9 protein-coding genes are annotated in these 11,854 nt (G+C 42.6%); 7 read left to right on the top strand and 2 right to left on the bottom strand.

Features of this window, described 5'->3' with window-relative positions:
• The first annotated feature begins 4 nt into the window (after nt 1–4).
• Nucleotides 5–853: a hypothetical protein gene (locus tag PQ461_RS06310; RefSeq protein WP_274302521.1), complete on the top strand. Its 849-nt coding sequence runs from the start codon at nt 5–7 to the stop codon at nt 851–853.
• A gap of 6 nt (nt 854–859) precedes the next feature.
• Nucleotides 860–1,855 carry a type I glyceraldehyde-3-phosphate dehydrogenase gene (gene gap / locus PQ461_RS06305; RefSeq protein ID WP_274302520.1) on the top strand — a complete coding sequence of 332 codons (996 nt, stop codon included), beginning with the start codon at nt 860–862 and terminating at the stop codon, nt 1,853–1,855.
• Nucleotides 1,856–1,905: 50 nt separating this feature from the next.
• Here gap and PQ461_RS06300 read toward each other — a convergent pair whose 3' ends face one another.
• Together PQ461_RS06300 and PQ461_RS06295 are read right to left on the bottom strand one after the other, a co-directional pair.
• A complete protein-coding gene (locus PQ461_RS06300; protein ID WP_274302519.1) occupies nt 1,906–2,460 on the bottom strand; it encodes a hypothetical protein in 555 nt (184 codons plus the stop codon).
• A 50-nt stretch (nt 2,461–2,510) separates the two neighbouring features.
• Nucleotides 2,511–3,095, bottom strand: a complete 585-nt coding sequence (locus tag PQ461_RS06295) for a thermonuclease family protein (protein WP_274302518.1) — start codon at nt 3,093–3,095, stop codon at nt 2,511–2,513.
• Nucleotides 3,096–3,302: 207 nt separating this feature from the next.
• Here PQ461_RS06295 and PQ461_RS06290 point away from each other — a divergent pair, with 207 nt between their 5' ends.
• The 5 genes from PQ461_RS06290 (at nt 3,303) to PQ461_RS06270 (ending at nt 11,762) form a co-directional block, all read left to right on the top strand.
• Nucleotides 3,303–5,168 carry a glycoside hydrolase family 13 protein gene (locus tag PQ461_RS06290; protein ID WP_274302517.1) on the top strand — a complete coding sequence of 622 codons (1,866 nt, stop codon included), beginning with the start codon at nt 3,303–3,305 and terminating at the stop codon, nt 5,166–5,168.
• Between the two features lie 5 nt (nt 5,169–5,173).
• Entirely contained in the window at nt 5,174–5,827 is a 654-nt protein-coding gene (pgmB, locus tag PQ461_RS06285; RefSeq protein WP_274302516.1) for a beta-phosphoglucomutase, read from the top strand.
• 191 nt (nt 5,828–6,018) lie between these two features.
• On the top strand, nt 6,019–8,331 hold the full coding sequence (locus PQ461_RS06280; RefSeq protein ID WP_274302515.1) for a glycoside hydrolase family 65 protein: 2,313 nt from the start codon (nt 6,019–6,021) through the stop codon (nt 8,329–8,331).
• Between the two features lie 9 nt (nt 8,332–8,340).
• A complete protein-coding gene (locus tag PQ461_RS06275) occupies nt 8,341–10,155 on the top strand; it encodes an alpha-amylase family glycosyl hydrolase (protein WP_274302514.1) in 1,815 nt (604 codons plus the stop codon).
• A gap of 242 nt (nt 10,156–10,397) precedes the next feature.
• A complete protein-coding gene (locus PQ461_RS06270) occupies nt 10,398–11,762 on the top strand; it encodes an MFS transporter (protein ID WP_274302513.1) in 1,365 nt (454 codons plus the stop codon).
• The last annotated feature ends 92 nt before the right edge of the window (nt 11,763–11,854 follow it).

The following is an 11,854-nucleotide window of genomic DNA, read 5'->3' as shown; positions in this document are numbered from 1 at the left end:
CCGGATGATTGCAGTAGTATATAGCGGATCTCATATTGCAGACTGGCGGCTGGCTTCAAAATCAAAGACCATTGCGTCTTTTAAAACGAGCAGCATCAACCCCCAGTTTAATGATGAAAAGCATATTCTGCAACTGCTTAATAAAAATATCAACCTCATACACCACGCCGAAGAAGTAAAGCGTGTGTATTTTTTTAGTGCCGGCGCCTGCACCGCAGAATTAAAGCAAGTTGTTTGCAAAGCTATGGGCGCTTTTTTTAAATTTGCCAAAATCACCGTAGAGCATGACATGCTGGCAGCTGCAATTGCCTCCTGTAAAAACTCACCGGGCATTGTTTGCATTTGCGGAAGCGGATCAAACGCGGCATGGTACGATGGTAAAAAGTTAGCGCCAAACAATTACGGCTTGGGCTATATACTTGCAGATGAGGGATCTGCAAACTGGCTTGGCCGCCAGTTAATAAAATCGTTTATGAACGAAACCCTCCCGGAGCACTTACAGGAACAGTTTGAGCACCGGTATGATGCCGACCGTAAAACGATTTTGGAAAAAGTGTATCGTTTACGCCAACCGGCACTGTTTTTGAGTTCCTTTACCGACTTCTATACAGATAATATGGCTGATCCATATATTCAGAATAAGGTTATTGAAGGTTTTAACCTGCTTACTAAAAATTACCTTCAGCCTTTGCACCAGCAAAACCCCGATGCAGTTGTACACTTCACCGGTTCAGTAGCTACGCTTTTTCAACCGCAATTACTTGCAGTACTTGAAAATGCAGGTATAGAGGTAGGCAATATTATCAGAGAGCCTATCAATAATTTGTTAACATACTACTCAAATAAAAATTAAAAAATCATGAAAATAGGAATTAACGGTTTTGGCCGCATCGGCCGCTTAGCTTTCAGAGCTGCAATTGCAAGACCTGATGTTGAAGTTGTAGGTATAAATGACCTTGTTGAGCCAGATTACATGGCTTACATGTTAAAATACGACTCAACTCACGGTAAATTTGATGGCACTATTGCAGTTGAAGGCGGCCACCTTGTAGTAAACGGTAAAACTATCCGTGTTACTGCAGAGAAAGATCCGGCTAACCTTAAATGGAACGAAGTTGGCGCTGAGGTTATCATCGAGTCAACCGGTTTGTTCTTAACTCAGGAAACTGCTCAAAAACATATTGATGCTGGTGCTAAAAAGGTAGTAATGTCTGCCCCTGCAAAAGATGATACCCCTACTTTCGTTATGGGTGTTAACCACAAACAATTAAAAGCAGATCAAAATATCGTTTCAAATGCATCATGTACTACCAACTGTTTAGCACCTGTTGCTAAAGTATTGAATGATAAATTCGGTATTGAAGAAGGTTTAATGAGCACAATCCACGCGGTAACTGCTACTCAGAAAACAGTTGACGGCCCATCGGCTAAAGACTGGAGAGGCGGCCGTGGTGCTTACCAAAACATCATCCCTTCATCAACCGGTGCTGCTAAAGCTGTAGGTTTAGTATTACCTGAATTAAAAGGTAAATTAACTGGTATGTCATTCCGTGTTCCGGTTGCCGACGTATCTGTAGTTGACTTAACTGCACGCTTAAAAACTCCTGCTACTTATGAGCAGATCAAAGCGGCTATGAAAGAAGCATCTGAAGGCGAACTTAAAGGCATTTTAGGTTACACTGAAGACGAAGTTGTATCAGAAGATTTCAAAGGTGATGCACGTACTTCAATTTTTGATGCTAAAGCTGGTATCGCATTAAGCGAAAACTTTGTAAAAGTTGTTTCTTGGTACGATAACGAGTGGGGTTACTCAAACAAACTGATCGACTTAGTACAAGAGATCGGTAAACTATAATCAGATATTACCCATTAAATAAAAAAGCCTTTCCGTTTGGAAAGGCTTTTTTATTTTAAGTATAAAGGAAAATCAAACTCTTGAAAAATAAGATTTACTATTTGTTCATATCGGGGTTCTACCCTTTCACTTTTAGATAAATAAGCATTAAACTTAAAGTGAGTATATCTATCCTTTTGCTTCAGTTCAATTACATACAATGAGAACGGTTGGTGTAAACCAATGTTAAAATTCTCTTGATTTTTCACTGACGACAAATTCATAGAATCAATTTTTTCTATAAACCGTTTAAACCCACTTTTAGGTGTTAATGTTCTTTGTATAAATTTGTATTGAGGTTGATGTTTTTTAGCTGGCAGACTAAAAATCTCTAAAAGATTTCCTTGGTAACCCAAAATACTATCTTTTGAAATAGTTATTAATCTATCTACAGACGTAGAAATATTAAATGACGCCTTAAATGTGAATTCAGAATTATTTTCAGCGACAGGAAATTGTCTTTCACCTGCATAAGTTAAATTCCGAAAAGGCATGATAGATTTTTTTGGTGAAGAGCAGCTACTAACAACAATAGCACATAGGAAAGTAAAGAAACACTGGCGCATAGGAATAAGGTTGTTTTCGAATATATCAATTAATCGGGTTTCATAATAATTTACAGGCTATCATTATATTCAAAAGCAGGAAAGTTATCTTTCCTGCTTTTGTGTTTCTTGTACTTCCGCTTTTTAGGGTAATACTCTTCCTTGCTGCCATTTGATGTTCCTTGCCGTTTCTGCTGGCGAAACTCCCACGGCGGCGTAGGGTTTGGATCTTGCCACAGCCCTAAATGTTGTTCCCGCGCCTGCTGCTCGTAAACTGCCAACGCCGGGTTGTTTGAATAATGTTTGTATTGCCACGCGTAACCGTTTTTCACCAACTCATAATTTAAGATACGGCCGTCTTCTAATATTACCTTCGCTACAGTGCGCCCGTACCTGTCATGCTCGCTTCCGTCCAGTTTTACACTTTTACCAAAGCACAAATCCGAGGTAAACTGCTTGGCAGCCTGCCCGAATGCCTGGCTTTTCTCTGGGCAGTCTACCTCGGCAAGCCTTACGGTAATATTCTGATGATCGGGCGTAAGCACCACAATCGTATCACCATCCTTCACACCTACTACCCTTAATAAATTGTCTCTCTGGCAGGCAAAAACCAAAGCGATTAACAAGAAAGTAAATGCTTTTTTAAACCTGTTCATTAATAAAGTCATGAAGGGCAAATATATATTTTAGCGTTGACGGCAATCTCTCAAAACCGAATAATTACTTTATGATTTTACCATAGTTCGCCTTTCTAAAACTATTTTCACTTTTTCATACAGGAAATCATTTTTATTATAAATTTGAAACGCAGGAACTGCCCCGGCTGCCTGTTTCCAATTATACCGCTGATAAAAATAATTTTTATGAGAAAATCATTACTTCTTATTACCTGCTGCATGCTTACAGCTTTGGGATTGCGTGCGCAAATACCTGCGCTGGAACGCGTAGAACCCATGTTTTGGTGGACAGGCATGGCAAATCCCAACGTTCAATTACTGGTTCATGGCAACAATATTGCAAGCCGCCAGGTACAGCTTTCTTACCCTGGTGTAAAGCTTGTTGCAGTGCATAAAGTTGAAAATTCTAATTACTTATTCATCGATCTTAAGCTTTTTTCTTCGGCAGTTCCGGGAACGTTCCCGATAAAATTTGTTAAAAAGGGAGAAAAGGATTTAACTTACAACTACACCTTATATCTGCGCAACCGCTCGGCTAACCGGGTACAGGGTGTAACCAACAAGGACCTGATCTACCTGATCATGCCCGACCGTTTTTCAAACGGCGACCCATCAAACGACAAGGTAAAAGGCATGCGTGAAATGGGCCTTAACCGCGACTCGATGTACAGCCGTCATGGTGGCGATATTAAAGGTATCATGAACCACCTGGACTATATCAAAGATCTTGGCGTTACTGCCATCTGGTTAACCCCGGAAATTGAGAACGATGAGCCTCATGCCTCTTATCATGGCTATGCTGTAACTGATTACTATAAAATTGATCCGCGCTATGGCACCAATGAGCTTTATAAGCAATATGTGGAGAAATGCCATGCAATGGGCTTAAAAGTAATTAAAGACCTGGTGCATAATCATATTGGTACCGAATCATTCCTGATACAGGACATGCCGATGAAAAGCTGGGTACACCAGTGGCCAAAGTACACCAACTCAAACTATCGCGATATGGCGGTAATGGACCCTCACGCTGCGGATATCGATAAAAAAATTATGATGGATGGCTGGTTTGACCATCGCATGGCCGACCTTAACGAGAACAACCCTTATGTACAGAACTATCTTACGCAAAACCACATCTGGTGGGTGGAGTATGCCGGTATCGATGGTTTTCGTTTAGACACCTACCCTTACAATGATGCCGCTTACATGGCTAAATGGGCACAGGATGTACAGCGTGAGTTCCCTAAGCTTTCCATCTATGGCGAAACACTTACATGGTCAACCGTTGATCAGGCTTTCTTCTTAGGCGGCAACACCGTTAACCGTGGCTTTGACACCCATTTACCGGGCGTAACTGATGCAGTGATGAAAGATGCCATGATGGAAGCCCTCAATGGTAAAGAAGGCTGGACAGACGGCGTTGGCCGCTTGTATGCTGTACTTACGCAGGACTTCTTATACCAGGACCCTACCCGCAATGTGATCTTTTTGGATAACCATGATATGAGCCGCTTCCTATCGGTTGTGGGCGAGGATTTTACCAAATACAAATCAGGCATGGCCATGCTGATGACTTTACGCGGCATTCCGCAAATGTATTACGGCGACGAGATCCTGATGAAAAACTTTTCGAACCCCGACGGCCTGGTGCGTGAAGATTTTGCAGGCGGATGGGCAGGTGATAAAGACAACAAGTTTACTGCCGATGGCCGCAGTAAAAAAGAAAACGAAGCTTTTAACTACGTCCGCACATTGGCCAACTACCGTAAAAACACCACTGCTTTGCAAACAGGTAAACTGCTGCAATACATTCCGCAAAAAGGTATTTATGTGTATTTTAGGTACGATGATAAAAAGCGTATAATGGTAGTATTTAACGGCACAGATAAAGAAGATTCAATTGAAACGGCTTATTTCTCTGAAGGCATAAAAGGCGCCACTAAAGCTAAAAATGTGATCACCGGTGAAACGGTTGATATTAAAAAACTGACTTTAAAAGGCAGGGAAACCCTTGTACTTGAGCTGATACCGGCAACTGCCAAACAATAACATTCATGACGACAACTATTAAAGCCTGTATTTTCGACCTTGATGGGGTAATTGTAGATACAGCTGTTTATCATTATAAAGCCTGGAAACGCCTAGCTAATGAACTGGGTTTCGATTTTACTGAACACCAGAACGAACAGTTAAAAGGCGTAAGCCGCACCCGCTCGCTCGAACTGATACTGGGTTGGGGCGGTGTCACCAAAACCGCTGAAGAACAGGTAGAACTGGCCACCAGAAAAAACAACTGGTATGTGGAGATGATCAACCAGATGACACCTGCTGAGATTTTGCCCGGAGCAAAAGAATTTTTAGAGGCATGCCGAAATACAGGGTTAAAGACCGCATTAGGTTCAGCCAGCAAAAACTCCATGACCATTTTAAACAAAGTAGGCATTGCCAATTTATTTGATGCCATTGTTGATGGCAACCATGTTACCACACCCAAACCCGATCCTGAAGTATTTTTAAAAGGTGCCGAAGCACTAGGGGTTGCCCCTGCCGAATGTGTGGTATTTGAAGATGCCATTGCAGGTGTACAAGCTGCTAAAAATGGCGGCATGAAGGCTGTAGGTATCGGCTCGCCTGATGTATTAACCGAGGCTGATCTGGTAGTAAGCGGCTTGGACAAAGTAACTATTGAAACAATAAAGGAATTATAAGTAAACCCGCACGTCATTGCGAGGCTTAACGCTGAAGCAATCACCTATTTACAGAGCCGCTCTGTATAGTTAAACGGCATAGTTCGGGATTGCTTCGTTCCTCGCAATGACGGAGGGTCGACGCAAGGGAAGAAATTCTTCCTTACAATAAAAACGACAATTAAGATTAAAAAGATCACAATTACACATACATGAAAGATTATATCAAAGTTGATGAGTGGAAGATCATAGAAGAAGGATTTAATCCTCATTACAATAAAATATCAGAAAGTATCTTCAGCCTTGGTAACGGCCGTATGGGTCAGCGCGCCAATTTTGAAGAGGCCTACAGCGGCGAAACCTTGCAGGGCAATTATGTTGCCGGGGTTTACTATCCGGATAAAACCCGTGTGGGCTGGTGGAAAAACGGCTATCCTGAATACTTTGCCAAAGTACTTAACGCTGCCAACTGGATTGGTATTGATATACGTGTTGGAGGTGAGCCAATTGATTTAGCTACAAATAGAGTTGATGAATTCCGACGGGAATTAAATATGAAAGAAGGATTTCTGAAAAGAACCTTTAGAGCAGATGTAGGTAAAACTTTAGTAGACGCAGAAGTAATCCGTTTTTGTAGTATCGTTGATGACGAAGTAGGCGTAATCCAATATAATTTTCGACCTATAGGTGTAGATTCTGCTCTTACAATTGCAATTACACCTTACATAAATGGCAATGTAAAAAACCAAGACGCTAATTATGATGAAAATTTTTGGAATGAAATAGATAAAAATATATGGTCTGACGGTGGTTACGTCCACATGAAGACCAAGAAGACAGGCTTTGATGTCGTAACGGGCATGAAATGCGTTATCCTAATCGATGGCAAACCTGTAGATGTCAAGCCGGAGCCCGTGGTTAAAGAAAAGTTCATCGGCATTGAATATAAATTATACGTGGAGGATATGCAGGAGGTTACGATCTTAAAATTTGCTGCTAATCTTTCTTCACAAAATCATACCGTTGATCAGTTAATAGATAATCTAAAAACTGTTCTTGAAAAAGCTATCGACAAAGGTTTTGAAACCATGCTTGCCGAACAGGCAGCAGCCTGGGCAGAGAAATGGAAACATAACGACATTATCATTGAAGGCGATGCTTCGGCACAACAAGGCATCCGCTTTAATATTTTCCAGCTTAACCAAACTTATACTGGCGAGGATGACCGCCTGAACATCGGCCCTAAAGGCTTTACCGGCGAAAAATACGGCGGTTCAACTTACTGGGATACCGAAGCTTATTGCGTTCCGTTTTACCTGGCTACTGCACCTCAAAAAGTTACCCGCAACCTGCTGCTTTACCGTTATAAGCAATTAGGCAAGGCTATTGAGAATGCAGCATCGCTTGGCTTTAAAAATGGCGCAGCATTGTATCCAATGGTAACTATGGATGGCACCGAGTGCCATAACGAATGGGAGATCACCTTTGAAGAAATCCACCGTAACGGTGCTATAGCTTATGCTATCTTCAATTATGTACGTTACACCGGCGACGAAGCTTACCTTGCTGATTATGGTCTGGAAGTACTGATTGCTATCGCCCGTTTCTGGTCGCAGCGCGTGAACTGGAGCGAGGACAAGCAACAGTATGTTATGCTGGGTGTTACCGGCCCTAACGAGTATGAAAACAACATCAACAACAACTGGTATACCAGTACCATTGCTGTTTGGTGTATGAAATATGCTTTGGAAGTTGCTGAAAAAGTGAAGTCGGCAGATGCTGATAAATATCACGCTTTAGCAGCGAAAATCAGCTTCAATGAGGCTGAGGAATCGGCAAAATGGAGTGACATTATCGAAAAAATGTACTATCCATACTCAGAAAAACATGGCGTGTTCCTACAGCAGGATGGTTACCTGGATAAAGAACAGATTTTAGTGAAAGATTTACCTGCCGACCAGCGCCCTATTAATCAAAAATGGAGCTGGGACCGCATACTTCGCTCCTGCTTTATTAAACAGGCAGATGTTTTGCAAGGCATTTACTTCTTTGAAGATCAGTATGATATGGATACCATCCGTCGTAACTTTGATTTTTATGAGCCGCGTACCGTGCATGAATCATCGCTTTCACCATGCGTACACGCCATTCTTGCTGCCAAATTAGGCGACGAAACACGCGCTTATGAGTTTTACCTGCGTACATCGCGCTTAGATCTTGACGATTACAATAACGACACTGAAGACGGCTGCCATACTACCTCAATGGCAGGTACATGGATGTCGGTTGTTGAGGGATTTGGCGGTATGCGCGTTAAAGATGGCAAATTATCTTTCCAGCCTTTCCTGCCGGCTAAATGGAATTCATTTTCATTCCATGTAGGCTTCCGCGGCACTTTGCTAAATATCAAAGTAAGCAAAGATGGTGTGCAGATCACTAACCATTCAGAAGCAGAAACTGTAGTGATCGTACACGGTAAAGAACAGCTTGTAAAAGCAAACGACGAGCTATTGGTAGAAGCTTAATTCATCATAATGAAAAGAAGAAAGTTTTTGATACTTGGTTTATTGTTGCCTGCCTTAACTTTACAGGCACAGCATAAGCCGTTATCAAAACACAAAAAGCAAATGGAAGTAGCTACCGACCACAAACTGATCATATACCAAATGTTGCCGAGATTATTTGGCAATACTAAAACCACCAACAAATTTTACGGATCCATTGAGGAAAACGGTGTAGGTAAGTTGGATGACATTAACGATGCGGCACTGCAATCGATCAAAAAAATGGGGTTTAGCCATATATGGTACACGGGTGTAATTGAGCATGCCACCATGACCGATTATTCAGCCTATGGCATTAAGCCTGATGATCCGGATGTTGTGAAAGGCCGCGCTGGTTCACCTTATGCTGTTAAAGATTATTATGACATTGACCCCGATTTGGCTGTTGATGTAAAAAACCGCATGGCCGAATATGAGGCTTTGATCGAACGCACCCACGCCAACGGGTTAAAAGTTATCATGGATTTTGTGCCTAATCATGTTGCCCGTACCTATCACTCAGATGTAAAGCCTGCAGGTGTACATGATTTTGGTGAACAGGATGATAAAACCCAGGCTTTTAGTGCTAAAAACGATTTTTATTATATTCCTGGCCAGTCATTCAAAGTGCCAGGCGGTTATAATCCGGGGGGCGATGATTTTCACTCCCCTTTAAAGGATGGGAAGTTTGACGAAAATCCCGCTAAAGCTACGGGTAATGATGCCTTTACTGCCTCACCGTCTATCAATGATTGGTTTGAGACCGTGAAATTGAATTACGGTGTAGATTATGCGAACGGCCGCACCGGGCATTTCGATCCTATTCCGCCGGTGTGGCAAAAAATGTATGACATTTTACATTTCTGGAGCGAAAAGCGTGTCGATGGTTTCCGTTGTGACATGGTAGAAATGGTGCCGGTAGAATTTTGGCAATGGGTAATTGGGAAATTAAAAGCAGAACATCCCAATCTTATTTTCATTGGCGAAGCTTACAATGTAAACGAATACCGCACTTATCTTTTCAAAGGTAGGTTTGATTACCTGTATGATAAAGTGGGACTCTATGATGGCATTAAACGACTGGTGAGAAACGAACAAAATGCCACCACATGGGATATTAACAAAGTTTGGAACCACGACTGTGCAGGTTTTGACGAACGCATGCTCCGCTTTATGGAAAACCACGACGAGCAGCGCATTGCCTCAGCAGATTTTGCAGGCAACCCCTGGCTGGCTGTTCCGGGCATGATCGTTACCGCCACACTTAATACCGGGCCTGTAATGGTCTACTTCGGTCAGGAAGTTGGCGAACCGGCAACCGTAGCGGAAGGTTTCAGCGGTGCAGATGGGCGCACTACTATTTTCGACTATTGGGGCGTTCCCGAGTTTCAAAAATGGGTAAACAACGGCAAATATGACGGCGGCCAGCTATCAGAACAACAGCAGCACCTGCGCCGGCTTTACAGTAATCTGCTAAACACCGTAAAAACAAGCGATGCATTAAGCAATGGCAAGTTTTATGAATTAATGGTTGCTAATGAGCACAACACCGGCTTTAATACTCGCCTGTATATGTACATGCGTTACACTGATAAAGAAAGGGTACTTGTAGTGGTCAACTTTAACCGTAGCGAGCAGCATGTTAATGTAAAGCTTCCGGCAGATCTTTTGGAGCAGTTGCATTTAAGCGGAGCCGTTAACGCCCAAGACTTGTTAACAGGAAAGGTTTTCCATACCGGTAATATTGAACAGGGCTTTGACCTGGCTTTACCGGCGAGTAGCGGAGTGATGCTAAAGATAAATTAAAGTACACGTCATTGCGAGGCGTGAAACGCCGAAGCAATCCCCGATTTGCAGTTGGCTGTAAGGTTGAGATTGCTTCGTTCCTCGCAATGACATGTGAGATATTGTTTCGGCATCTCATTAAATAAGTAAAGTGTTTTAAAGACACTCGGCAGGTGGGATGCCGAAACAAGTTCGGCATGACAGGAAATACATGCACGGCTTGACTAAAAACAACCAATTAACTATTGAACCAATAAACAGTTATGAGTATTAAAGAAAAACCGCGCCTAACCTTCTGGCAAATCTGGAACATGAGCTTTGGCTTTTTGGGTATCCAGTTTGGTTTTGCGCTGCAAAACGGTAATGCCAGCCGTATACTGCAAAAGTTTGGCGCCGATGTAGAACACCTGTCGTGGTTCTGGCTGGCTGCGCCAATTACCGGTATGATCGTTCAGCCGATTATTGGCCACTACAGCGACCGTACCTGGAACCGTTTAGGCCGCCGCCGTCCTTACTTTTTAACCGGGGCTATATTATCAGCATTAGCGCTTTTCTTAATGCCTAACTCAAGTGCGCTGGCTTCTTTCGCACCTGCTATCATGGTTGGAGCGGGTATGCTCATGATCATGGATGCTTCGTTCAACGTAGCTATGGAACCATTCCGTGCATTGGTTGCCGATAACCTTCCTGATAGCCAACGCGGGCAAGGCTTCTCCATTCAAACCTGCTTAATTGGTTTAGGTGCAGTAATAGGTTCAAACCTGCCTTATGTGTTCACCAATTGGTTTCATATTTCTTCAACCGCACCCGCAGGCCAGGTAGAAGACAATGTTAAATATTCGTTTTACGTAGGCGGTACTATCCTGTTGCTCAGTATACTATGGACCATCATCCGCACTAAGGAATACCCCCCTGCCGAATATGCATCTTTTCACCCCGAAGAAGAAGTTCAGGAAAAACATAAAAGCGGCTTATCAGAGATCCTTACAGACCTTGCACGCATGCCCAAAACTATGAAACAGTTAGGGCTGGTACAGTTCTTTTCCTGGTTCGCGCTTTTCTCAATGTGGGTATTTACCACCCCGGCAATTGCAGCACATATTTACCATGTGCCGCTTGGCGATACTTCATCAAAAGCTTACAGTGAAGCCGGTGATTGGGTAGGTGTTTTATTCGGTGTTTACAATGGCGTTTCGGCTATTTATGCTCTGATACTACCTGCCATAGCAAGGGCTACAAGCCGTAAAAAAGCGCATGCATTTTCACTCGTTATGGGCGGAATTGGCTTATTATCAATCTATTTAATTAAAGACCCGCACTGGCTTATTTTACCAATGATAGGTATTGGTTTGGCCTGGGGCAGTATTCTGGCTATGCCCTATGCGATATTATCCAGCTCAATCCCTGCTAAAAAAATGGGCGTTTATATGGGGATCTTCAATTTCTTCATCACTTTCCCGCAAATTGTAAATGGATTTTTAGGCGGGCCGATCGTAAAACATTTTTACAACGGCCAGGCGATTTACGCCATTGTATTAGCCGGTATTTTTATGCTTTGCGCGTCTGTATCAGTACTTTTTGTTCAGGATAGTAAAGATATCAGCGTTGCTAAAGCGCTGGCCGACTGATAAAACCTTAATCTTTGGCTTAATAATTGGCTGATATGTGGTATATTGGCATTCCCAAAAAGCCATAAAAAGGTTGAATTAGTTAAAACTGT

The organism is Mucilaginibacter sp. KACC 22063 (genome assembly GCF_028736115.1).
Taxonomy (GTDB): Bacteria; Bacteroidota; Bacteroidia; order Sphingobacteriales; family Sphingobacteriaceae; genus Mucilaginibacter.
The sequence above is the reverse complement of the archived record's forward strand: the minus strand, read 5'-3'. Positions and strand labels throughout refer to the sequence as shown.